Below are 25,548 nucleotides of genomic sequence, written 5' to 3'. Positions count from 1 at the left end.
TAATACTTGTTGTTCTATCAACTGCTATTTTTAAAAATTAATGTGGGCAGCGCATAAGATATATAAGTTGTTGTGGTGGGAAACTAGCTAAACTAGATTGATTCCTATCACTATCTTAATAGTTATGAACATCGGCAACCGACCATATATCTTATTGAAAGCTTAGGAGGAACAAGTATGGTTCAACAAGACAAGACGCAAACGTATCAAGGAGATAATAAGTTAATATTAGGGATTGTACTCGGAGTCATTACATTCTGGCTATTTGCCCAGTCGCTATTGAATGTGGTGCCTGCATTGCAGAATACGTATCATAGTAATCTGGGCACAATCAGCATTGCTGTGAGTATTACCGCACTCTTCTCGGGGATGTTTGTCGTTGGTGCGGGGAGTTTAGCGGATAAGGTTGGACGCGTTAAAATCACATATGTTGGCTTATGGTTAAGTGTCATCGGATCGTTAATTATTATTGTCAGCAACGTGCCGGCATTATTAATTTTAGGTCGTGTGATTCAAGGACTCTCTGCCGCTACAATCATGCCTTCTACTTTAGCGATTATGAAGACATATTATCAAGGTAAAGATCGTCAGCGTGCATTGAGCTACTGGTCTATCGGTTCATGGGGTGGCTCAGGGGTTGCTTCATTGTTCGGTGGTGTTATTGCGACGAACTTCGGATGGCGTTGGATTTTTATTATCTCAATTGTGGTGGCACTTGCGTCGATGGTATTAATCAAAGGGACACCAGAAACGAAAGCAACGCATCAGTCAGATTATCGCTTTGATGTTCAAGGACTTATCTTGTTTGTATTGATGATGTTGAGTATCAATATTGTCATTACACAAAGTGGTACGCTAGGCTTTTTGTCACCAATCATTTTAAGTTTAATTTTAATGTTTATTGTGACGACATTCCTTTTTGTCAAAGTAGAAAAACGTAAAGATACGCCATTAATTGACTTTAAATTATTTACATCAACATCATATACAGGTGCGACATTGTCGAACTTCTTATTAAATGGTGTGGCAGGGACGTTGCTCGTCTCTAATACTTTCGTTCAACAAGGACTCGGATTGAACGGTTCTCAAGCGGGTTATTTATCAATTACCTATCTGATTACTGTGTTGGCGATGATTCGTGTGGGTGAGATGGTATTACAGCGTGTTGGTGCGAGAAAACCCATGTTGATTGGTGCGATGTTTAATATGTTTGGAATTTTGATGATTTCAATGACGTTCCTACCAAGCAAAATGTATATTGCTGTTTGTGTGATCGGTTATTTGTTCTATGGTTTTGGTTTAGGTTTCTATGCGACGCCATCAACAGATACAGCTATTGCAAATTCACCGCAAGACAAGGCGGGTGCGGCATCAGGTATTTATAAAATGGCATCTTCGTTAGGTGGCGCATTTGGTATTGCACTATCAGGTGCGGTTTATGGTGTTGTAACCAATGCGACAAATATTCATATTGGTGCGATGGCAGGGCTTGGCCTAAATGTATTTTTGGCACTGCTTGCGTTCATCATTATCTTTGTTACAGTACCTAAAACACAATCACATATGTAAGAGAAAGCCCCCTATTTAAGAAATAGGGGGTACTTTTATGTCAAATAGTTTAATACTGTAATACCGACTGCTTCAGCTGCGACACGTAATGATTTCTCGCTAATATCAAACTTTGGATGGTGATGTGGGTAATGTTCACCATCTTCAGGTGCAGCTCCCGCATAGATGAAGGTACTTGGTAAGGCTTTGGCGTAATAAGCAAAGTCTTCAGATGGAGGCTGTGGTTCGCAACGTTCAATACCTTGAATGGCATCTGTTTCAGCTTCTTCAATGGATGACACAACAAATTGTGTGAATGCTGGATCGTTATAAAGTGCCGGGTAGTCATCGTGGTAGTCTAGGTCGCAAGTAACGCCATACATCGCTTCAAGACCGTCAGAGAGACGTTTGATTTCCTTTTTAATCGTCTGCTTTGTCGTATCAGTTAATGCACGTACATCACCTGCGATTTCAACGCTGTCTTGAATAATATTGAATTGACCTTTACCGTCGAAAGAACCAATTGTGACAACGCCGGTCTCGAATGGGTTGAGACGTCTTGAAACAACAGTTTGAAGGGCAGTAACAAAGTATGACCCTGCCACAATACTATCATTGGCAGTATGCGGTGATGAACCGTGACCGCCTTTTCCTTGTATTTTTAAGTTGAAGAAATCTCTACCTGTTTGAACATTGCCTTCACGATAATAGATGTTACCAACAGGCATATGACTCATGACATGTACACCTAAGACATGATCGACGCCATCTAGGACGCCGTCTTTAATCATTGCTTGTGCTCCGCCCGGTGGCACTTCTTCTGCGGGTTGGTGAATGACGATGACTTTTCCGTTGAATTGTTCTTTCATCTCGATCAATGTCTCTGCGAGGATGAGCATGTAAGCAGTGTGTGCATCATGACCGCATGCGTGCATCACGCCTTCATGTTTAGAAGCGAATGGTAACCCTGTTGCTTCTTGAATTGGTAAGGCGTCGAAGTCTGCACGAATGGCAATTGTTTTCCCGGGTTTACCGCTATCGATTGTGACTTTCAAGCCATTAGGACCGATATTTGTTTCGACCGTACAATCTTTGTCTCGGTAAAAATCTGCAATATATTTTGGTGTTTCTTTTTCATGAAATGACAATTCAGGATATTGATGTAAATGACGGCGAATGTCAATCATGCGAGATTCTTTCTCTTTGAGTGTGTGAATGAGTGTTTGTATCATAATGAATCCTCCTTTTAGGCTTCTTTTTTGAATGAAGGTACAGTAATTACGATAATGATGAATGATAATAGTGCCATCACAATGTTGAGACCTAAACCGACCATTGCGCCAGTTTGAACGTTAGTTGCATGGGCTACTGCACCGTACAAGGCACCTGATAATGCAATGCCGAATGCACCCCCTAATGAAGATGCCATTTTGTAGATCCCTGAAGCGGCACCTACTTTGTCTTCAGGTGAGTTGGATATGGCCATATCTGTCGATGGTGTAGCATAAAAGCCGAGCCCTAAACCGTACAACAAGTAGCCGATAATACATACGATAATATAAATTGTACTTGGTAAAAAAGTAAGTGAGATCAATATGATACCAATCATATTGATGAAAGTACCGAGTAACATCGGCTTTTTAGCACCTACCTTTTGTAGCACTTTCTCGCCAATACGAATCATGACTAAGACAGCTATTAAATATGTGATAGAAAGTAAGCCAGCTTGATAAGCATTAAAGCCTAAACCTTGTTGAACAAATGTATTTGCGACGATTAGAACACCTGCAACGCTATTCAATAAAAAGTTGGATAATGTTGCGCCAGTGTAAGGTTTGGATTGGAAAAGTTTAAAATCGATTAATGGGTTTTCATGACGTTTTTCAAAATTAATAAATGTAACTGTTGCAATGATGAAAACGGCGATTAATCCTAAAATCAATGGTGATGTGAACCCAAGTGCACTTGATTGTGTGATGATAATGTTGATACTTAACATCATCAGTACAAGAAGAATCAGGCCAGGGACATCAAATTTTGATTGTGTATTGCTGATTGATTTTGTCTCAGGTGTGCCTTTAATCAATAACATTGAAGCAATGGCAATGATGATTGAAATAATGAAAATCCAGCGCCATCCAAAGTTTGTTGCGACAACGCCACCAAATAATGAAGCAAGTCCAGAACCACCCCATGAACCGATAGACCAGAAACTGAGTGCACGTTGGCGTTCTTCACCTTCGTAATATGCTTTCATAATTGCTAATGTAGATGGCATAATTGCTGCGGCAGATAACCCTTGTATGATACGCCCTAAAATTAACAAAGCAGGTAAGTTACTTAAGATGATGAGCAGTGAACCGATAATACTGAGCCATAAACCGATATAGGTTGTTTTAACACGACCAAACTTGTCTGCAAAACTTCCTGCTCCAACAACAAACATTCCTGAAAAGAGTGCGGTAATACTCACGGCAGTACTGATTGTTCCGATATTACTATCAAATGTGTTTTGCAATGTTGGTACGACGTTGAGTAATGATTGTGCAAATAACCAAAACGTAATCACACCGAGCACAATGCCGAGTATTAACTTATTATCCCCTTTATAAGGTTGTGTATTTTCTTGTTGAACCATATAGACCCCTCCTAAGTAGTGCGAGTTTTAGATACTTATCTGTTCTTTACACTACTTATTTTAAGAGAGTGAATGATTTCTCAATATTGTATTTTTGGTATTTTACTATCTGTTTTATCACCTGAGGAACTGAACAATTCGCAAAGACAAAATAGTGATATTCATTTTTGTCCTTTATCCGATTATGAATCAATATATTTCTTGAATTCGATCACATGTAGGGCATTTGTTAGTAATTTAAGGTGATAAGTGAGACCTTGTTGGACTTTTACTTCACTAATTTCTAGTTTAGGATAAGATATCCGATTTACATAAGAAATGGTCTCCTCATCCATTCCGTACTGAGTATTATACTGTTGCCACACTTTATATAATGCACCGTGATTTTTATCAAGAATGTGATGCTTAATTTTATATTTTCCTGAAATGACGTCATCCATGTTGAGCTGGTATTCTTTATGACTATGAATACTTGAATGCGTATCTAATGTGAAGTACGGGTTGTAATGTTCCGCATCCCAAATGACAACTTGAAAATGATGTGGACTACCTAACACGATACAGTGGTCATTGCGATATAACGTGTGCGTGAATAATTTTTTAAAGAACATACTTGCGAAGAAAGCCGGACGCTTCCCATCAAACTGATGATATAAATCAATACCACTCAGCTGTGTTGCAGCACCTGTATGATTGTATTGTTGATGGATTTCATAGTTCAACCAGTAACCAATTGTATCGATGTGTTGATTCATCTCAATCAACTGTTCAAAAATAATACCTGCTCTAAAGTATTCCCCATTCGTTAAGTTTGTATCGCCTGTTAGTGTATTCCAATTCAGTAGCGTAAAAGGAAGTAGCGTCTCATTATTTAATGTAAGCCAATCAATCAGTTTTTTAAGTTGTAAAGTGATATGTTTTTTAGCTTGATCGTATTGATTTTGTTCTATCGATGTAAAATCAATAATGTCATTTTGATTTGCATAAAAAGCAATTGCATCAATTTGCGTTAAAAGTGATGTTGCAAGGTTTGCTTCTTCTGGGTGATTGATATTGACGTTTAATACAATGGTCGTATTCGCAAAGTAATATTTGAAAAGTGATGTCATTTTTTCAAATATTGTTGGATTGAGACAGTCAAGATAAACGATGAGCCGAAGCTGTTTGGTATCTGGAACAATGTTGTACATATGCTCCAATAAATACGTGAGCTTCGCAACATATTGTTTCAAATTCACTTGAGACTGTGGTGGATGAATTTCCATCCCCAATCCGATATCATGCTGTAATAAAAAATTAAGACATTCATCGATTTTCATATAAGGATGTATATTCGGTATGGTTTCATCACTTTCGATGTTTTCGCTAATGAGTCGATGTGTTTGTATCGGGTCTTTAGTGAGAACATGACATAATCCGAGTACATTTTTGATTTCTACGAGCTGTTTCCTAAATCTTTGGACGAGTAACGTATCTAAGTTGCCGATTTGTATAACGTGATTGTAATGAGAAAGTTGTGTGTCCTGTTCATCGAAGGTTATATTAAGTACTTTTTGCGCATCAGGTGATTGCATGACAGTGCCTATATTTGAATTGATAAATTGTGATAAGTAGTACAAGTACGTTTGATGTGAAATCTTTTGATGCGTTTGAGTTGTTTGTTGAAGGGTGCCTTGCTGGTAACGATGCCGATATTCAGTAGGTGTTAGTTGCGTGTCTTGTTTGAAATATTTCAAGAGCATATTAGAACTCGTAAAACCGTGTTTATAAGCAATATGAGTGATTGGATCGTTTGTATTGATCAAGTCAGTCTTACAGTGTTCCAAACGGATATGGTTCACATAATGATTAAAACCAGTGCCCATTTGTCTTGTGAATAACTTTGACAAATACGTGGGACTTAAGCCGACAATGTCAGCAACAGCTGTCAACGTAATTGGTTCTGCATAATGTGTTTCGATATACGTACGTACGACTTCAAGCCGTTGATCTTGTGTCTTTTCTTGGTGAGGAAGCGATTGTTCAGTTGATAAGTAGCGTCCTAAAATAAACATTAAGTCCATGAGTTTTTGTTCGATATATAGTCGATGAAATGTCCCTTGTCGAATGTGCACAATACCGATATCGGCAACTGCATTGATCATTTGTTCGTAAATGACTTCTTGCAATGTCTCTTTCTTTAGAACGAAATATTTATGGGAGATATCAGGGATATACTGCTGCAAGTAGTGAGCGTGTAACTGAATTGCGATGTAAAGTGTCTCTTCACTGGCTGAACAACGATAAGTTTCGTGATGATTAATCAAAAATAATTCTCCAGCTTGATAGGATTGTGTTTGCTGGTGTTTAAATATTTGTACCGTCCCTCTTAGTACTAAAAAAATCTTTAATCCTTCGTTAACTTTCATTTGTTCGTTACTCTGATGATTGAGTTCAATGGTATAGAAATTTTTCATAAGTCACCCCTCATCATAATAGTTCTCTGTGTTCATTAACTCTATTAACACTTTCTATTTTAGCAGTTGTCCGAGAAAAACGCTCCAATAAGAAAAGGATACATGAAGTGGTCATAACAGAATTGTTACCGTATGTGATACAAACATATCATGATATTTGTCAATTTTTTGTTTTTTTATAGTTTGACATCTCTTTTTAAGAAACAGTGTGTAAGCTATGTATTGTTATTGAATTCTGACAGATGTGAAATGATTCGGATTGTTAGACGAAATAGATTGCACATCCATAAACATCAGGAAACGCTTACAATAGTTATAAGGAGGTAATACATTTGTTGAGTAATCGTCAAAGACAAATTGTAGCTTATCTTTCATCACGTCATGCATTCGTGACGATCGCAGAACTTGCCAACAAATTCCGTGTGTCAGAACGTACGATTCAATATGATCTAACGTATATCGAAACATATCAGGAAGAGTACCATTTGGAAGTGATGCGCAATAAAAGTTTAGGAATCAAAATCAATGATCAAGCAGCTGTTCAAAGTTCAGAGAATGATGCTTTGCTCGTTCATTATTCCAAAGAAGAACGTAGAGACTACATTCTCTTAAAGCTTTTTGAATCTGTACAACCTGTGAGCTCTAATACGCTAGCTGAAATGCTACACGTATCAAGACGTACGGTTGTTGAAGATTTGAAGAGTGTACAAAGTGAATTGTCGGATTACAGTTTAACGTTAGAATATATTCGCAATAAAGGTTTTGTGATCGAGGGCAGTGAAAAGGCTTTAAGAGAAGCTTATGCAAAAGTGGTACAAGCGTACTTTACTCATGCAACCCCACAGTTAGGAATTGCCCCTTTCTCACAAAAAGAATTGGAGCAAATCAGGCAGATTGTCGTATCGTCATTGCGCAGTCAGCAATTACAGCTCGTACAAGAAGCAATCGACGGATTAATCTTTCATATTGTCATTGCGATACATCGTGCACGTGATCAGTTCCATTTTGACATACCTGATTCGGAATATAGACGTTTACAAAGTACAGATGCATTCCAACTCGCACTTGTTATTACGCAACAACTCGAATCGTTATTCAACGTGACATTCCCGAAAACAGAAGCAGCATTTATTACGTTGCATCTACTAGGTGCAAAAGGGACACATTTTGATGCGGCGTCAGATGGCGATGCGTTAGGACAGGTCATTCAAAAGTTCGTGCAACAAGTGAGTGCGCAGATGGGCGTTTCGTTCGATCGAGACCATAAGTTGTGCACGAGTTTGTTGACACACCTCCAACCAGCGATGCATCGTATGCGCTTTGGTATGACGCACACGAACCCATTGAAAGAAGAGATTCTACATGATTATCAAGAGTTGGTTGCAGTGATTCAGCAACAAGTTCAAATTTTAGAAGAGACATACGATGTCATATTTAGTGAAGATGAATTGGCGTATTTGGCACTTCATTTTGCGTCTTCTATGGAACGTGTGGATAATACAAAGGCATCTCGAATTAAAGTTGTTTTACTCTGCGGTTCAGGTGTTGGGACATCGCAACTGTTGAAAAGTCGCATTAAGAGAATTTATCCAGAATTAGAAATTTTAGATGCTTTTTCAATCTATGATATTTCAGAAAGCTTTTTACAGTCACAAAGTATTGATTATATTATTTCGACTGTACCAGTTGATACATTCTCAGTTCCTGCAATCAATGTATCACCATTCTTGAATAAAGATGATCGAGCAAAAATCAACCAAATGATCAATGCGTATCGAGAGGCAACCGTGGCACATGATCAACTTTCAGGGCCAGTGCTCAAAGCTGTTTTACCACCTAAGCATATTGTAACAGCACAACATGCGGAAGATTGGACAGCAGCCATTTATCAAAGTGTTGATGTACTCGTTACATCAGGACATGTTGATGAACAATATGCACAGGAGATACTTGCGCAATTGGATCGCTTTGGTCCTTATATGGTAATCAGTCCCCACATTGCATTGGTGCACGCACATTTCGAACATGTACGCGTACCAGTCAGTATGGCGATTGTACATTTTCAAGAAGGTGTGGCATTTGATCATGAACGCTTTGACCCTGTAAAAGTTGTCATTGTATTGGCAACGAGTAATGCACAAGTCCATCTGAATGCATTAGGACAGTTAAGTCAGCTGATTATGAATGAAGATGACAGACAGCATATGTTGGAAGGTCATAAAACAGCCATGATTGAAAGTATCGAAAGAATAAGTCGGGAGGGAAATTTATAAATGCCAGAGATGATTCAAACATCACATATTCAGTTACAGGATCGTGTAACCGACTGGGAAGAAGCGATTCGTGTAGCAGCACAACCTTTGCGTGAAGATGGGTATTTTGAACAATCATATGTTGATGCAATGATTAATAGCGTGCATGAAATGGGCCCTTATATTGTCATTGCACCAGAGATTGCTATTGCACATGCAAGACCGAGTGAAGATGTTCATAAGGTTGGGCTAAGTTTGTTGAAGCTAGAAGAACATATTAACTTTTCAGAAACAGGGCGCTACGCCACATTAGTTTTTGTGTTGAGTGCTGTCGATGAAGCGGCGCACTTAGATGTATTGAGAAATTTAGCCATGCGTTTAAGCGATACAAATACGGTTGAAGCGCTAATGGCAGCTCAAAGTAAGGAAGCAATCAAACAATTATTAGAGGAGAGAGATTAAGATGAAAATATTAGTAGTATGTGGACACGGTTTAGGCAGTAGCTTTATGGTTGAGATGAACGCACAGGAGGCTTTAAAACAATTACAAGCCCCTTCAGATATTCAAGTTGAACACAGTGATATTATGACAGCGAGTCCTGAGATGGCAGACTTATTCATCTGTGGACGTGACTTAGAAGAAAATGCGCAACGTCTTGGAGAAGTCATCGTATTGGATAACATTTTAGATAAAGTAGAATTACAAGGTAAGTTAGAAGAGAAGCTTCAATCAATGAACGTATTGTAAGTAAAAAGGAGTGGATGACATGAATTCAGTATTAGGGTTTTTCGTCGATGTTTTTAGCCAACCCGCAATTCTTGTTGCATTAATCGCATTTGTCGGATTGGTTGTCCAAAAGAAATCAGCAGCAGATATTACTTCAGGTACGATTAAGACGATTTTAGGATTCCTTGTATTAAGTGCCGGTGCTGGCGTTGTAACCAATTCTTTAGAGCCATTTGGTCAGATGTTCCAAGAAGCATTTGGTGTACAAGGGGTTGTTCCTAATAACGAAGCGATTATCTCTATCGCATTGAAAGAATACGGTACAACAGCGGCATTGATTATGATGTTCGGGATGCTTGTAAACATCTTAATCGCACGTTTTACAAATCTTAAGTATATTTTCTTAACAGGGCATCATACATTCTATATGGCAGCATTCTTAGCCATATTACTTACAGTGGGCAATATCACAGGTACATTAACAGTTGTCTTAGGCTCATTGATTTTAGGATTGATCATGGCAGTGTTACCAGCATTAGGTCAGTCTACCATGACAAAAATTACTGGATCAAATCAAGTGGCAATCGGTCACTTTGGTACAGTGAGTTACTGGGCTGCCGGTGAAGTTGGAAAGCTGTTTGCAGGCAAATCAAAATCAACAGAAGATATTAACTTCCCTAAAGGGTTAAGCTTTTTACGAGAAAGTACAATCAGTATTTCATTAACAATGATTGTTCTATACATCATCGCAGCATTATTTGCAGGTCCGCAGTATGTTCATACAGAATTAAGTGATGGTACAAACTTCATCGTATTCTCAGTCATTCAAGGTGTTACATTCGCAGCAGGGGTATTCATTATCTTAACAGGTGTGCGCTTGATTTTAGCGGAAATTGTCCCAGCATTTAAAGGTATTTCTGAAAAACTTGTACCGAATACAAAACCAGCTTTAGACTGTCCGATTGTCTTCCCATATGCGCAAAACGCTGTGCTTATCGGATTCTTTGTAAGCTTTATCACAGGTGTTATTGGTATGTTCATCATGTTCTTACTTGGTGGTGTCGTGATTCTACCTGGTGTTGTACCACACTTCTTCTTAGGTGCCACAGCAGGTGTGTTCGGTAACGCTCGTGGTGGTATTAAAGGTGCAGTAGCAGGTTCAGCACTTAACGGCTTGTTGATCACATTCTTACCGTTATTATTCATTCCGTTCATGGGTGAGTTAGGTTCAGCAGCAACAACATTCTCAGATACAGACTTCTTAGCAGTCGGTATCATTGTTGGTTACATTACAAAATATCTTGGTACAATCGGTATTGCAGCATTAATTGCGATTGTAGCTGTATTAGCAGTGATGTTCCAAAAACGTTCAGACGACAAATATGCGCAAGAGAAATAAATAAAGAAGCGGTAACGACCAAATCTCAGTAGTTTGAGAAGGTGGTTACCGCTTTTCTTTGGATTGTTATTTCAAGCTATCTTCAATTTCCTTAATTTCTGATGGTTTCAAGTCGATGACAATCTCACCGTCTTTAGTATCTTCTTTCAAGGCATCTTTTGCTTCTTTAGAGTGATAAAGTTCTGCAATACGTTGGTATGTTTTGTTATCTTTGTCCTTTGTATTCACTGCGATAATGTTAATGAAAGGTTTCGTAGTATCTCCTTTTGAATCTTCAAGGAAAATAGGATCTTTCTTCGCATCTAAGCCTGCCTTTGATGCAACCCCATTATTAATAACCGAAATATCTACATCTGACAATGCACGTGCTGTCTGTTGGGCATCCACGGCAGTGATATCTAAGTTTTTTGGGTTGTTTTTGATGTCTTTGATTGAACTAGAAAGACCGAAGTCATCATTAAGTTCAAGTAAGCCTGCTCTTTCAAGTAATTTCAATGCACGTGCTTGGTTTGAAATATCGTTAGGAACGGCCACTTTAGCACCATCTTTTACATCTTTTACATCCTTCACTTTTTCAGAGTAGATACCAAGTGGTGCGAGTACAGATGTACGAATGGGTGTGATGTCTGTTCCTTTATTTTCTTTTTTGAATGTATCAAGGAAAGCAAAGTGTTGAAAGGCGTTCATGTCGATATCCCCATCGCTTAGCGCTTTATTTGGTACATTGTAATCAGAGAATTGCTTAATCTCCAAATCAATATCTTCTTCTTTTGCGAGTTCTTTAACTTTTTCCCATGCTTTAGAGTCGTTTGAAGCAATCCCAATTGTTACTTTTTTTTGATTGTCATTGTTTTGACCACAAGCAGCTAATACGAAAATAGCTACAAGTAGTAGAGTCATGATTCTTTTCATATTTATAAAACCTCCTGAGTTTAATGTCTTCTTACTTTTCTTGCGAGTACGTTACCAAGTGATTGAATGAGTTGTACGATGATGACTAAGACGACAACGGTGATGAGAATGACAAATGTATCAAAACGCTGATAGCCATATACAAGAGCCATATCACCAATACCACCACCGCCGACCGCACCAGCCATTGCAGTCGCACCAATCAAACCGATAATAGCAGTTGTGATGGATAAGATAAGTGAGCCGAGTGCTTCTGGTAACAAGAAGTAGCGAATAATTTGGATGGGTGATGCGCCCATCGCGTTGGCTGCTTCGATAATGCCGTCATCGACTTCTAATAAAGAGTTTTCGACAAGTCTTGCGATATAAGGTGCAACATAAACGGTTAATGGTACAATTGCAGCCGTTGTTCCAATAGATGTCCCGACTAATAATTTTGTAAACGGCACAATGGCGATGAGTAAAATAATAAATGGTACAGATCTTAAAATATTGATGATTGGGTTCAAGGCATGATGGATAAAGGGATTTGGCCAGATGCCATTCGGACGTGTGACTACAAGTAAAATACCGAGGGGAATCCCAATCAATGCACCGATAACAAGGGCAACAGTTACCATATACAGTGTTTGGTAAAGGGCTTCAAGTAATTGTGATGAATCAATGGATGAACCGAGCATCTGCTGATACCTCCTCATATTGAATGTGTTGTTCTGTTAAGTGTGCTTGAATCGCTTGTTGTTGTGTCGTATCACCTATGATTTGTAACCAGAGATAACCGACAGCTTCTGTTTGAATCTCTGCCATAAATGCATGGATAATGTTCACTTCAACTTGGAATTTCGCAATCAAGTCATTGACAATTGCATTGGAGATTTGATCACTCTCGATAAACAAGCGATAAACTTGTGCATTGTCCTTGTGCGCAATCTGTTTTAAAACGTGTTCTGAAGGCTCCGTATTAATTACCGTAGAAACGAAACGCTTAGCAGTCTCTGTCTTCGGGTGACTGAATACATTTTTGACAGAATCTAATTCAATCACACGACCTTGCTCCATGACTGCCACTCGGTTACAAATCTTTTGAATCACACTCATCTCATGTGTGATTACAAGAATCGTAACACCGAATGTTTCATTCGTTTTCTTCAATAAATCGAGAATTGCATCTGTCGTTGCCGGATCGAGTGCACTTGTCGCTTCGTCACACAATAAAATTTTAGGGTTTGTGACAAGCGCACGTGCAATAGCGACGCGTTGTTTTTGTCCACCGGATAGTTCGCTCGGATATTGTTGTGACTTTCCTTCCAATCCAACGAATGCGAGCATTTCATCGACACGTTTTTTGATTTCTGTTGGATTGATGTTGCTGAGGATAAGTGGCATTGCAACATTTTTGAAGACTGTTTTTGAGTTGAGGAGATTGAAATGTTGAAAGATCATGCCGATATCTTTTTTGACTTTACGCAAATCTGCGGGTGTATATGTATTTAAGTGATGATTATCGACATATACATCGCCTGATGTTTGCTTTTCTAGCTGGTTGACGAGTCTCACTAATGTACTCTTACCGGCACCGCTATAACCAATGACGCCAAAAATGTCCCCTTTATCAACGGTGAAAGAAACGTCATTTAATGCATGTACAGTGGTCTGTTTTTTACTGAATGTTTTGCTGACATTTTGAAACGTAATCATATGTGCCTCCCTAATTCCGACTTATTTAGTAATGATTGTTATTGTAGGCTACATTTCAAGTGGAGTCAACACAATATTGACTATTTTCTGAAAATAAAAGTTAAAACTTTATGTAATATACAAATTTTGAAGTAAAAATAGCGCAATGTATTCATATTACTTGCGCTTTGTTTTGCACTTATGATTGTAAACATAATTTTCAAAAACATTACAATAGTGTTATAATACGTCTATATTGGGGAGGGTTTTTATATGAATATTGCACGTAATATCCTTGAAGGCGTAGCATTAACACACCAAAAGGCTTTGGAATTATTTACAGATGTATCATACGACACAATGTCACTCGTCCACGAAGCATATCTATTACGAAAGCATTATTATGGACATAAGATAAAGTTGAATATGATATTAAATGCGAAGAGTGGTATTTGCCCGGAAGACTGTGGATACTGCGGGCAGTCTAGAGATATGAAAGAAAAACAAAGATATGCGTTGGTTTCGGAAAATCAAATTACAGAAGGTGCCAAAGTCGCAGCTGAAAATGAGATAGGGACATACTGTATTGTGATGAGTGGTAGAGGGCCAAGTGATAAAGAAGTTGATCATATCACAGCATCTGTCGAACACATTAAAGCAGCACACCCACAATTGAAAGTCTGTGCATGCTTAGGATTGACGAATGATGTGCAAGCGGCCAAGTTAAAAGCAGCAGGTGTTGATCGATATAACCATAACTTGAATACGAGTGAACGATATCATGATGAAGTTGTCACAACGCATACATATCAAGATCGTGTCGATACGATAGAAACGATGAAGGCACACCACATATCCCCTTGTTCAGGTGTCATATGTGGAATGGGGGAAACCGATGAAGATATTGTAAATATGGCCTTTGCGCTAAAAGATATCGATGCAGACAGTATTCCAGTCAACTTCTTACATCCAATTAAAGGGACGAAGTTTGGAGAGATGGATGCGCTGACACCTATGCGTTGCTTGCGTATTTTGGCGTTATTTCGCTTAGTGAATCCATCGAAAGAGATTCGTATTGCAGGGGGACGTGAAGTGAATTTGCGCTCTTTACAAGCGACTGCGCTCATGGTAGCAAACTCCATTTTTGTAGGTGATTACCTTATCACTGGTGGACAACCCAATCAATTGGATTATGATATGATCAAAGATCTAGGATATGAGATTGATGACGGCAATTGATAGATGACATCACTACAATGAAAAAAGACCTGTGCTTTGATATGGAAGCGCAGGTCTTTGATATAAGTATGGGACAAATTCATTTTTGAGTGTTCAACAATCAGAATGCTCGACAGCAGTTCACAATTCGATAAGATTAAACAGCGATTTGACTGATTACGCAGCTTCCTATCGAACCCTAACCCCTTCTCTTACAATCGCATTTCTACCAATTTGTTGGCTCAATATATCCGCTGTATTCTTTGTGGTCACGGAACCATTTTTGGAATTCAGGATCCTTGTACGTGTCACGCAATGCTTTCGCCCATTCTTTGTCTTTATCAGATTCATTGATACTCAACATCACTTTATGTTCATCAGGTGTTTTTTCAACGACAAGTGCGTCACTAATTTTTTGACCGCTATCGGCAATGTAGTTTCCGTTCACGACACCGTAATCAACATCTTCTAATGAACGAAGCACTTGTGGCGCTGCGACTTCGCTGAATTTTAAGTCATACTTACCAGGTTGAACGCTAGAAAGCTTAAAGTTAACACCTGTTGTTTTATTGTCTAATTTAATCCAACCAAGGTCCTCTAAAATTCTTAAAGCACGTTCTTGGTTAACTGGATCATTAGGAACTGCAATTGTTTGACCGTCTTGAATGTCATCGAGTGAATTGTGCTTTTTAGACCATAGTGACTGTGGTGCAGTTGGGACTTCGTTATTTTTAATCATTTTTGCATCAATTTTATCGTTAATACTATCCATATATGCCGTACTTTGGAAGATGGATGCTTGAATGTCACCATCCTTCATCGCTGGATTAATTTGATCTGTTTGAGAGAAGCTTTTAATCTCAACATCATAACCTTTTTTCTCTAGGATAGGCAGTGCACCACCACGGAATATTTCTTCGTATGTGCCGGGGCCAAAACCGATGGTAAAAGATTTTCCATTCTCTTGTTTGCTGTCTGCCCCTTTGCCACATGCAACAAGTACCAGTGCCAGCAAGAAAATAATACTTAATTTAAAATATTTCATTGTATCCCTCCTATATCATAGTTATCTGATATGAATTAAAAGGATTATATCATAGAAAAATGGGTTTGGCGAGATAAATTTTCAGAATTTTTTGTGCGTCTAAGGATTGATACTTAATTGCGTATCTCATGTTAAAATAGGGTAAAGTGTGGAGAAGGAAGTGAGTATATGTATAAGAAACTATTAATCAGTGGATTGACCGCCTCTTTGTTGATGGTAGGTGTTGCACAGAATACCTATGCCGCCAACGAGTTCAAGCCTAAAGAAGAAATCTTTCTTCAAGGAGCAGACTTGAATGAGAATCAATTGGAAGCGACGAAAGATAAGTTAGGTGTTAGTAATGGTGTGACAACGTATCAAGTAACGAATACAGATGTTATTCGTTTTACGGGAACGGAGTACGACTATATTCACTCGAGTGCACTGATTAAACCTAAGCGTTTTGGACGAGGGGTAGATGTTAAGATTGAAACGCCTGAAAATATTACGCGTATTACGAAAGAACAGTATATGAATGCAGCGATTACATCGGGCATTCAAGATGCAACGATTCGTATTGCTTCTATTGATCAAGTGACTGGTGAAGGTGCGTTGACAGGAATATACAAAGCTTATGAAGCGCAAGGCAATGCGTTGAATAGTGAAGATATCCAAAATGCACATACGGAATTGAATGAATTGGCACGTATCAGTGAGAACAATTCAGAGAAAGAAGGTTACTCTGATGAAGCGCTGAATGAAGCGATTGCTGATATGAAGGCGCAAATTGCAGAAGCTAAGGCGTCTGATCAACAGATTAATGAATTGACGGTTAACAACATTGTGAATCAGACATTGAATGTGCGTGGATTGGATAATGTATTAAGTAATAATGAGATTGCTGTGATTCAAAATATGATGATGAATGTGGCGCAATCAGATGTACTTAATCAAGATCCTGAAGCTTACCAAAAACAGGCAAATGAGCTGAAAGATACAATTCAGAAGACAGCAGGCGATAAGTTAGAAGCATTGAAGTCATTGGATAACGAAGAGACGCGTAATTTCTTGCAGAGATTATGGGATGAGTTCGTGTCATTGGTGACAAGAATCTGGCATTGGCTCGTATCATTTGTATAATATGATAAGAAAAGAAGTCCACATCATGAGATGCGGACTTCTTTTTATTAGTTACGGATAAGGTAGTCAAAAGCAGATAGTGCAGCTGTTGCACCTGATCCCATAGAGATAATAATTTGCTTGTAGCGTTGATCTGTACAGTCTCCGGCAGCAAAGATACCTGGCACGTTCGTAGCACCTAAACGATCAACTTCGATTTCACCCATTCTGTTGCGGTTGACTGTATCGCCTAACCACTCAGTATTAGGAGAAAGACCGATTTGAACGAAGACACCGTCTAATTCGATATGTTGTTGTTCTTTAGATTGTGTATCTTCGTAAGTCAAACCAGTGACACGTTCATCACCAGTAATTTCTTTCGTTGCAGCGTTTGTGATGACTGTTGTATTAGATAGAGAGTTCAAACGCTCTTGTAAGACTTGATCGGCACGCATTTCTGCACCGAATTCAAGTAACGTCACACTCTTACAGATACCTGCAAGGTCAATCGCAGCTTCAACACCAGAGTTACCACCGCCGACAACAGCGACATGCTTGTCTTCGAATAATGGACCGTCACAGTGTGGGCAGTATGCAACACCTTTATTTGCAAGCTCTTGCTCACCTGGTACACCGAGTTGTCTCCAACGTGCACCTGTTGAAACAATCAATGTTTTTGTGTGAAGTACGGCACCATTATCTAATGTAAGGTCAATGCTTTCGTCTGTTTTGTTTACAGATTCAGCACGAACCCCTTTCATCACATCGATGTTATATTCGTTAATGTGTTCTTCAAGGTTAACCGCAAGTGATGTTCCTGTTGTTTTCTTCACGCTGATTAAGTTTTCGATGTCTTGTGTATCGTTAACTTGACCACCGATACGATCCGCAACAATACCTGTACGTAAACCTTTACGTGCAGCGTAAATAGCAGAACTTGCACTCGCAGGACCACCGCCGACAACGAGGACATCGAATATCTCTTTGCCTTCGAATTCTGAAGCATCAGGGCCTTGACCAAGTGCGCTTAAAATATCAGTGACAGTCATACGACCGCTACCGAATTGTTCACCATTTAAGAAGATAGATGGCACAGCCATAATATCTTCAGCTTCTTCTTTGAATGTTGCACCGTCAATCATCGTGTGTGTGATATTTGGGTTAAGAACACTCATTAAGTTTAATGCTTGAACAACATCCGGACATTTTTGACATGTTAAGCTGATATATGTTTCAAAGTTTAATGGTTTATCAATTGCTTTGATTTGATCGATTACAGATTGCTCTTCTTTTGGTGCACGACCACTCACTTGTAGAAGTGCTAAAACGAAAGAGTTAAACTCATGACCAAGAGGAACACCGGCGAAAGTAACGCCAGTGTCCTCTCCGGGTCTATTCACACTAAAGCTAGGTGAACGTTTTAAGTCTGCTTTTTCTACTGTAATGCGTGATGACATGTCTGATACTTCATTCACAAGGTCTTCCATTTTTTGAGATGATTCATCAGATCCTGTGCTTAATTTGAAGACAACGTCACCTTCCATCAAATCAAGAAGTTGTGCAAGTTGATTCTTTAACTCTTGATTAAGCATTCAGTAATACCTCCTTAAATTTTACCTACTAAGTCTAATCCTGGTGTTAATGTTTCGCCGCCTTCTTCCCATTTCGCTGGGCAAACTTCACCTGGGTTTTGACGTACGTATTGAGCTGCTTTGATTTTGTGTACTAATGTGCTTGCGTCACGGCCGATACCGTCAGCATTGATTTCAGCTGCTTGAACAACACCATCAGGGTCAACGATGAATGTACCACGTTGTGCAAGACCAGCTTCTTCATCTAAAACGTCGAATAAACGTGTAATTTGTTGTGATGGGTCACCGATCATTGTGTATTTTAATGTGCTGATTGCATCTGAGTGATCGTGCCAAGCTTTGTGTACGAAATGTGTGTCTGTTGATACAGAGAATACGTTTGTACCAAGTTCTTGTAATTTTTCATAATGGTTTTGAACATCTTGTAATTCTGTTGGGCATACGAAAGAGAAGTCAGCTGGGTAGAATACAACGACACTCCAGTTACCTTTTAAATCTTCTTGTGTTACCTCAACGAACTCATCTGTTTTTGCGTTGTACGCTTGTGCTGTGAATTCTCCAATTTGTTTACCGATTAATGACATATTGAATAGCCTCCTAGAAATATATTGATTATTATTAGATTAGAACTACTCCAAACGCTTCTTTGTTATAATTCCTTTTTAATAATAATTCTAATCTCAAGTGTTATTATGGCATGGAACGATACATCCGTCAATTATTAAACTTAAATAATTGCACACCATCTTTTGATAGGCGAAATGGCGCAACTATCCAGATGTGAAAGGGTGTTTCATGCATATATTGTTTCTATATTCATCATAGCACTGTTGGGGTTTAATTCTCAATTAATGACACCTTTATTGAAAATTAAATGATTTGAAAAGACATTTTAAGTTGTGACTTAAAATGCCTTTGTATTTTAAGAAAACGATGGTTTATGGTCGAGTCGTGCTCCACCGTTTTGTACGATTTATTCAAATGTAACTGTTACTTGACCGACATGTTGATAATCAACCGTATAAGTACCTTGTTCCGCCTTGATAGGTGGGATGAAAGTACCTGACGAGATGACATTGCCTTTTTTAAGTGACTTATCGTGACTTGCTAACTTTTGACTGAGCCATTGCACCGCTTTAACAGGGTTACCTAATACTTCTGATGCGATGCCTGTTTTGACTTCTGTACCATTATGTTTCAATGACATTGTGACTGCACCCAGCTTGTCATAATCCAATTGTGCAACAGGTTCACCTACAACGACAAGGCCAGTTGCTGTGTTATCGGCTAATAAATCTCCTAATGTAAAGTTTGGGAACCAATCTTGATAGCGCGCATCAGGCACTTCAATCGCTGGTGCTAATTGCGAATGATTGAGCACATCTTCAATGCTTGGATTAGAAGGTAAGTCTTCTGTGATTACAAATACCAATTCTGGCTCGATTAATGGTGCGAACAAGTTGTCCAATTTTACAGTGGCACCACTTTGCTGGATGACTGTTTTGAGTAATGTACCATAAGCAGGTTCATGGGTATTCGCATATGCTTGTGTTTCTGCACTTGTCATACTGACTTTGTAGCCGGCTACATCAGTATTGTTATGTGCCTTTAATTGCTCAATCAAGGCATCTTGTGTTTGATAACCTAATACTTCATCAACGTTCTCTTTAGGGTTGAGAAAAGGGATAGGTTGTTGTGTTTTGTAAGCTTGAAAAACTGTCTCTGCTAGTTGCTGTGGTTGTTGCGCCATAAAGACACTCCTTTGTCAGAAAATTGATACTTTTATGATAAAGGTTTATAGAAAAAGATGCAAGTGTGCAGTGTACATGCGTTTTAGAGTGTCGTTTGCTAACATAAAATCAAAGGACAAGGGAGTGAAATATATGTCAGATTATGTATATCATTTAGCAAAGCAACATCACTCAGTGAGAAAGTTTAAACCTGAGCCATTAACACGTGAAACAGTGAAAAAGTTAATTGAAGCAGGGCAGATGGCTTCAACATCAAGTTATTTACAAACGACATCTGTGGTTGGCGTAGAAAATCCAGAAAAGAAAGCTGCTTTGAAAGAAGTGTCAGGGCAACCCTATGTCTTGGATAATGGGTATTTATTAATATTTGTCATAGATTACAATAGACACGACCTTGTGAATGAACAACAAGCACAAGATATGACGACAAGCTTTGAATCAGCAGAAGGATTACTCGTTGGAACGGTAGATGCGTCATTAATGGCACAAAATATTGCATTGACGGCAGAAGATATGGGGTATGGAATTGTTTATCTAGGTTCATTGCGCAATGATGTCACACGTGTGCGTGAGATTTTAGACTTACCTGAGTATACCTTCCCAATCTTCGGTATGGCGATTGGCGTACCATCTGAAGATGAGAATGGGACGCCGAAGCCACGGTTGCCGTTTGAACATGTCTTTCACGTTGATACGTATGATAATGATCGTGATATGGCACGTCAACAATTGGCAACATATGATGAAACGGTATCTGATTATTATGCAGAAAGAACGGACGGACGACGTACAGAAACGTGGTCAGAACAAGTGGCGAACTTCATGAGTAGTAAGCAGCGTTTAGAGATGAAAGACTGGCTTCAAGAAGCGGGATTTAATAAGAAATAGCATTAAAAATACCACGTACGATGTGTTGTACGTGGTATTTTTTGATTAATGATTTGTTGTCAGTTCGTCATATTGATTGTCATTAAAGACATCTTCATCTAATTGTTTTGTTAACTTAGCAGTGCCTGTTCCGGCTAACATTGAATCATTCACATTCAATGCAGTACGTCCCATATCAATTAATGGTTCTACTGAAATCAAGACACCGGCAAGGCCGACTGGTAAGTTTAGTGCAGAAAGGACGAGAATAGATGCAAATGTTGCACCGCCACCGACACCGGCAACACCGAATGAACTAATGATAACAACAATAATAAGTGTTGCAATGAATTGTAGGTCGATATCAACGCCAGCAACAGGTGCGACCATGATTGCAAGCATGGCAGGGTAAATACCCGCACAACCGTTTTGGCCGATAGACAGACCGAAAGAACCTGAGAAGTTGGCGATGGCTTGTGGGACACCTAAACGATTTGTTTGCGTTTGAATGTTAAGTGGTAACGCCCCTGCGCTTGAACGTGATGTGAAGGCGAACATCATTACTTCTGTTGTCTTCTTCACATATTGGATTGGATTGACACCTAGCACTAATAAAATTAATAAATGGATGATATACATTGTGAGTAACGCTGCATAAGATGCGATGACAAACTTACCGAGTGTCCAAATCGCTGCAAAGTCACTTGTCGCTAATGTGTTTAACATAATGGCTAAGATACCATAAGGTGTTAAGCGCAATACGAATGTCACAACGGCCATAATAAGTGAATACACTGCATCAATACCACGTTTTAATACATGACCATTTTCAGGCTGTTTGCGTGCAACACGTAAATAAGCAAACCCTAGAAATGCTGCAAAGATAACGACAGCAATAGTTGATGTTGCACGTGCCCCTGTAAAGTCTAAGAATGGGTTTGCAGGGAGTAGTTCTAGAATTTGTGCTGGCAATGTTGTTGCTGTTAGGTCTTTCGCTGTTTGCGTAATTTCTGAACTACGTGCGTTTTCAGCTTGACCTAGATCAATTGTTGATGCATCGAGACCGAATAGCATTGCATAGGCAATACCAACGATGGCTGAAATGGCAACAGTACCGATTAAAAACATAAAAATGTAGCCGCCCATTTTGGCGAACTTCTCACCAAGATCAATCTTCGTAAATGCCGCAATAATTGAAATGAAAACGAGCGGAATGACGATCATTTTTAAGAGGGAGATATATCCATTCCCAATGATACCGATCCATTCTGTTGTTTGTGTTGTAATTTTGCTGTCTGCACCGTAAAGAAGCTGTACAATGATTCCGAGTAAGATACCGAGACCGAGTGCAACAAAGACACGTGTAGGGAACTTGACGTGTTTCTTTGCCATGACCCATAGACCGATAAGGAATCCAGCAAAAATTAATAAGTTAAGTATAATGAGAAATATAGACATTTAGACGCTTCCTTTAATTCCGACTTGTATTATAAGAATAATTGCAAGTCCATTTAAAATCAACCCCTACATACGAATTTTCTCATTTTATAGGTGAGAAAGGTTTTAATTGTTGTGCTGCACTAGTTCTTCCATCAACTAATTGTGCCATCAGTTGACCGACAATAGGCGAGAGTAGAATACCGTTTCGATAATGCCCAGTTGAGATATAGAGATTATCACGAAGGGCACCCATAATCGGAACGCCATCTGGAGTGATCGGTCGGATGCCAGTCCAAGTCTTAATCACGCGATGTTCACATAGGTCAGGTATCATAGATTGACTTTCTGCATCTAACCACTGGAGATTTTCAGCTTTATTTTGTGTACTCCAATTGTCGAGTTCTGATGTCGCACCGATAAGAAAACGATTGGGTTTCTTTGGCACAATATAACAACCGTTCATATTAAAAATAGTTTCTTTTAGTTGTGAATAAGACGATTCAATTAACTTCACATCGCCTTTGACCGGTTGTGTCGGAAGATTCATCCCAAGTTGCTGTAACAATGCACCACTCCAAGCACCAGCAGCGATGATTAATTCGTCTGCATATACATCGCCTTTAGAAGTTGTTACTCGATAATGCGATGCATGTTCCATAATCTGTAATACTTCCGTCTGTATGTGAAGATCAATATGCAAAAGATTGGAGACGGATTGCAGTAACGCTTGTGTATATAAGTTGGCATTGATTTGACCGTCGTCATGTATTTTGAATGCTGCGCAATCGTCAATGTTACAGTGGGGGAAGCGTGCACGTAATTGATGGCGTGATAATTCATAAATCTTATGGTCTTGCTGAGAGAGAAATTCAAATTGTTTCTTAACTGCTGGGACATGTTGTGCGGTAGTTGCTACCTTAATCAGCCCATATGTTTGCAGTTCAATATCGATATCTGTCTCCATTAAGAGTTGTTGTGCAATATCTGGCATCATCGCACGACTTGCCATTGCAAGACGATATAAAGGTGTATCTTCAAAAAATTCATTCTGTGCACCTAACATCCCACCTGCTGCATAAGATGCATTCATACGGGGTGTCGAGCGATCAATGATATGTATGTGACGACCTTGCGCATTGAGTTGACGTGCAATGGACAATCCCATCACGCCGCCACCAATAATAACTGTTTGTAACATAAAAAAACCTCCTGCATGTGAGGGTGCAGGAAGTTGACATGTATGATTGAAATTGAGTCGTATGTGACGCATGCTTTAACGTTGCATGACTATCATGATACGCATGACATGTAATTGCTTCCCTTCGATGGCATTAACCATATCAGGTTCAAAGAGTTAAGAGTCCGTCTTTCTCAGCTCACTTCGAGCACCCCTAGCATGTTATTTAATTGTAAGACAAGTGGTTGACTTGCATAGAAATTGTGTTTTAACCGCCGAATAATCGTTGGAGAAAACCTTTTTTCTCATTGCGTTCAATTGTGTGTGCTAATGCTTTTTGTCCTTCGATTTGTGTCTCTAAGTGCTTTTGTGTTGTACTGAGTTGTTCAGTTTGTTGTTTTTGTGCTTCAGTGAGAGACTCCATAGATGCACTGTTTGACTTTAGTTGTGTTTCTAACTTGTTATGTAACTCAGTAAGTGCCTCTTGTTGTTTGTGTACTTGTGTCACCATTTGCCCAAGTATTTGACGTTCTTCTCGCATTTGATTGATTTCATTGTGCAACTCTTTGAATAAGTTAGAGAGTTGTTGATCAGCAGGAAGTTGTTGTGTATCTTCCTTCACAATAACTTGTAAGAAGTCTTTTTCTTTCTCGAGTTCTTCAAATGCAAGTTCGTAACTGTTAGTTTGCCCAACGCGTTCTGCAATCTCTTGGAAGAGTTCAACATCTTCTTCTTTGAAGTCTGTCGCTTCACGCCCGCGATATTCTGTTTTATCTAAATGGTAACCACGTTCTTCGAGATGCTGAACAATTTTGCGGACTTGCTTTTCGCTTAAGCCAGATTTTTGTGCGAATTCTTTTGTTAGCATATAACCGGATCCTTTCTCCTACAATTTAGACGGTTGTCAGTGTTCGTTCAGTGACCCGTCAGTCTTACTTCTCTTTCATTGTAGCGACTTTACCGATTGATTTCAAGGGCTTATGCATTCGGTTCTTTACGTAAATCCATTTTGACGAGCAATGGATAAATGACTCTGCGTGGCAGTCTATTTGCAAAGACATATTTGAGAATATAACAAGACTTGATGCTGGCACCATAGATGTCTTTCGTCAAAGGAATATTTGCTTTGATATATAAATCTAATGGTACAGGTTTTCCATTGCGATCAAGCGAAGGCTGTATATATGAAATCTTTGTTTGCTTTTCAAAACCGTTTTGTGTTAAGAAACGTCTGCGAAATGCGATATCATCTGCCGTCTTCGAATCGACATCTGGTGATTCGAACGTCGACTCGAACATGAAGAAGTTCACGTCTCGACCATGTAATTGTTGTGCCAATGCATTGATGTGGATTTCAGTTTGATTGAGTGTCTCTTCTAGATAAGCTTCATGATGTGTACCCTGTTCGGCAAGTAAGTAGATAATGAATCCCGCATTTGTCGTTGCTTCATAATGCGCAGTAGCAAAGCTGACAACACGGTCATCTTCAACACCGACTAAAAAAACATAATCATTTTTCGTCTTTTCTGTTTTGAGCGATTGGACGAAAACCGACTCATCTTCAGTGACAAGCGTATCTAATCTCCCTAAGTAAAAGTCTAGTGCCGGTTGATACCATTGATCTTGCGTTGATTTGATTTGAATAAAATCCATCGTCTATCACCTCTTTGTAATGGCTTTAGTATAGCATAATGCGAATTCGGTACTCCACGTAAAAAACACTCAAGCAAGGTGTGCTGCTCGAGTGTTAG

General features: G+C 39.1%; 22 protein-coding genes and 1 riboswitch. Of the genes, 8 read left to right on the top strand and 14 right to left on the bottom strand.

Going from position 1 to position 25,548, the window contains the following annotated elements; all coding sequences use genetic code 11:
• Positions 1-177 precede the first annotated feature (177 nt).
• On the top strand, positions 178-1,569 hold the full coding sequence (locus C7J88_RS07105) for an MFS transporter (RefSeq protein ID WP_095118069.1): 1,392 nt from the start codon (positions 178-180) through the stop codon (positions 1,567-1,569).
• Between the two features lie 35 nt (positions 1,570-1,604).
• Here the strand turns inward: C7J88_RS07105 and C7J88_RS07100 are convergent, their stop codons facing one another.
• From C7J88_RS07100 to aryK, 3 genes are all read right to left on the bottom strand, one after another.
• A complete protein-coding gene (locus C7J88_RS07100; RefSeq protein ID WP_095118068.1) occupies positions 1,605-2,780 on the bottom strand; it encodes a M20 family metallopeptidase in 1,176 nt (391 codons plus the stop codon).
• Positions 2,781-2,794: 14 nt separating this feature from the next.
• On the bottom strand, positions 2,795-4,186 hold the full coding sequence (locus C7J88_RS07095) for an MFS transporter (protein WP_095118067.1): 1,392 nt from the start codon (positions 4,184-4,186) through the stop codon (positions 2,795-2,797).
• A gap of 182 nt (positions 4,187-4,368) precedes the next feature.
• Positions 4,369-6,642, bottom strand: a complete 2,274-nt coding sequence (aryK, locus tag C7J88_RS07090) for a transcriptional regulator AryK (RefSeq protein WP_095118066.1) — start codon at positions 6,640-6,642, stop codon at positions 4,369-4,371.
• 332 nt (positions 6,643-6,974) lie between these two features.
• Between aryK and C7J88_RS07085 the strand changes: the two genes are divergently transcribed.
• From C7J88_RS07085 to ulaA, 4 genes are read left to right on the top strand one after another with little or no spacing between them, the layout of a single operon-like run.
• Positions 6,975-8,915, top strand: coding sequence for a BglG family transcription antiterminator (locus C7J88_RS07085; protein ID WP_095118065.1), 1,941 nt, complete (start codon positions 6,975-6,977; stop codon positions 8,913-8,915).
• A complete protein-coding gene (locus C7J88_RS07080) occupies positions 8,916-9,356 on the top strand; it encodes a PTS sugar transporter subunit IIA (RefSeq protein WP_095118064.1) in 441 nt (146 codons plus the stop codon). It begins immediately after the preceding gene.
• A 1-nt stretch (position 9,357) separates the two neighbouring features.
• Positions 9,358-9,642 (top strand): PTS sugar transporter subunit IIB, encoded by a 285-nt coding sequence (locus tag C7J88_RS07075; protein ID WP_095118063.1) that lies wholly within the window; start codon positions 9,358-9,360, stop codon positions 9,640-9,642.
• A 19-nt stretch (positions 9,643-9,661) separates the two neighbouring features.
• Positions 9,662-11,020, top strand: a complete 1,359-nt coding sequence (ulaA, locus tag C7J88_RS07070; protein WP_095118062.1) for a PTS ascorbate transporter subunit IIC — start codon at positions 9,662-9,664, stop codon at positions 11,018-11,020.
• A gap of 66 nt (positions 11,021-11,086) precedes the next feature.
• On the opposite strand, the gene gmpC is transcribed toward ulaA, so the two are convergent.
• From gmpC to C7J88_RS07055, 3 genes are read right to left on the bottom strand one after another with little or no spacing between them, the layout of a single operon-like run.
• Entirely contained in the window at positions 11,087-11,932 is an 846-nt protein-coding gene (gene gmpC, locus C7J88_RS07065) for a dipeptide ABC transporter glycylmethionine-binding lipoprotein (protein WP_095118061.1), read from the bottom strand.
• 20 nt (positions 11,933-11,952) lie between these two features.
• Positions 11,953-12,612, bottom strand: a complete 660-nt coding sequence (locus C7J88_RS07060) for a methionine ABC transporter permease (RefSeq protein ID WP_095118060.1) — start codon at positions 12,610-12,612, stop codon at positions 11,953-11,955.
• A complete protein-coding gene (locus tag C7J88_RS07055; protein ID WP_095118059.1) occupies positions 12,593-13,630 on the bottom strand; it encodes a methionine ABC transporter ATP-binding protein in 1,038 nt (345 codons plus the stop codon). Before C7J88_RS07055 ends, C7J88_RS07060 begins: the two co-directional genes overlap by 20 nt.
• A 252-nt stretch (positions 13,631-13,882) precedes the next feature.
• Here C7J88_RS07055 and bioB point away from each other — a divergent pair, with 252 nt between their 5' ends.
• A complete protein-coding gene (gene bioB / locus C7J88_RS07050) occupies positions 13,883-14,848 on the top strand; it encodes a biotin synthase BioB (RefSeq protein WP_095118058.1) in 966 nt (321 codons plus the stop codon).
• A 205-nt stretch (positions 14,849-15,053) separates the two neighbouring features.
• On the opposite strand, the gene C7J88_RS07045 is transcribed toward bioB, so the two are convergent.
• Entirely contained in the window at positions 15,054-15,872 is an 819-nt protein-coding gene (locus C7J88_RS07045) for a MetQ/NlpA family ABC transporter substrate-binding protein (protein WP_095118057.1), read from the bottom strand.
• A 168-nt stretch (positions 15,873-16,040) separates the two neighbouring features.
• Between C7J88_RS07045 and C7J88_RS07040 the strand changes: the two genes are divergently transcribed.
• Positions 16,041-16,991, top strand: coding sequence for a DUF1002 domain-containing protein (locus C7J88_RS07040; protein ID WP_095118056.1), 951 nt, complete (start codon positions 16,041-16,043; stop codon positions 16,989-16,991).
• A 47-nt stretch (positions 16,992-17,038) separates the two neighbouring features.
• Here the strand turns inward: C7J88_RS07040 and ahpF are convergent, their stop codons facing one another.
• From ahpF to C7J88_RS07025, 3 genes are all read right to left on the bottom strand, one after another.
• Positions 17,039-18,562 (bottom strand): alkyl hydroperoxide reductase subunit F, encoded by a 1,524-nt coding sequence (gene ahpF, locus C7J88_RS07035; RefSeq protein WP_095118055.1) that lies wholly within the window; start codon positions 18,560-18,562, stop codon positions 17,039-17,041.
• A 14-nt stretch (positions 18,563-18,576) separates the two neighbouring features.
• Positions 18,577-19,146 carry an alkyl hydroperoxide reductase subunit C gene (ahpC, locus tag C7J88_RS07030; RefSeq protein ID WP_095118054.1) on the bottom strand — a complete coding sequence of 190 codons (570 nt, stop codon included), beginning with the start codon at positions 19,144-19,146 and terminating at the stop codon, positions 18,577-18,579.
• A 389-nt stretch (positions 19,147-19,535) separates the two neighbouring features.
• Complete coding sequence (locus tag C7J88_RS07025) at positions 19,536-20,312, bottom strand: 2-keto-4-pentenoate hydratase (RefSeq protein WP_095118053.1); 777 nt, start codon at positions 20,310-20,312, stop codon at positions 19,536-19,538.
• Between the two features lie 133 nt (positions 20,313-20,445).
• Here C7J88_RS07025 and nfsA point away from each other — a divergent pair, with 133 nt between their 5' ends.
• The gene (gene nfsA, locus C7J88_RS07020) at positions 20,446-21,201 is read left to right on the top strand and encodes an oxygen-insensitive NADPH nitroreductase (protein ID WP_095118052.1); all 756 of its coding nucleotides are present in this window, start codon (positions 20,446-20,448) and stop codon (positions 21,199-21,201) included.
• Between the two features lie 45 nt (positions 21,202-21,246).
• On the opposite strand, the gene C7J88_RS07015 is transcribed toward nfsA, so the two are convergent.
• From C7J88_RS07015 to C7J88_RS07000, 4 genes are all read right to left on the bottom strand, one after another.
• A complete protein-coding gene (locus tag C7J88_RS07015; RefSeq protein WP_095118051.1) occupies positions 21,247-22,638 on the bottom strand; it encodes an L-cystine transporter in 1,392 nt (463 codons plus the stop codon).
• Positions 22,639-22,720: 82 nt separating this feature from the next.
• On the bottom strand, positions 22,721-23,818 hold the full coding sequence (thiO, locus tag C7J88_RS07010; RefSeq protein WP_095118050.1) for a glycine oxidase ThiO: 1,098 nt from the start codon (positions 23,816-23,818) through the stop codon (positions 22,721-22,723).
• A 102-nt stretch (positions 23,819-23,920) separates the two neighbouring features.
• Positions 23,921-24,023: riboswitch (TPP riboswitch) on the bottom strand.
• A gap of 42 nt (positions 24,024-24,065) precedes the next feature.
• Positions 24,066-24,665: a DNA-binding protein gene (locus tag C7J88_RS07005; protein WP_095118049.1), complete on the bottom strand. Its 600-nt coding sequence runs from the start codon at positions 24,663-24,665 to the stop codon at positions 24,066-24,068.
• A 110-nt stretch (positions 24,666-24,775) separates the two neighbouring features.
• Entirely contained in the window at positions 24,776-25,450 is a 675-nt protein-coding gene (locus C7J88_RS07000; protein WP_095118048.1) for a hypothetical protein, read from the bottom strand.
• Positions 25,451-25,548: the final 98 nt, after the last annotated feature.

The organism is Staphylococcus muscae (assembly GCF_003019275.1).
GTDB classification, from domain to species: domain Bacteria; phylum Bacillota; class Bacilli; order Staphylococcales; family Staphylococcaceae; genus Staphylococcus; species Staphylococcus muscae.
This window is presented reverse-complemented; position numbering and strand designations above follow the sequence as displayed.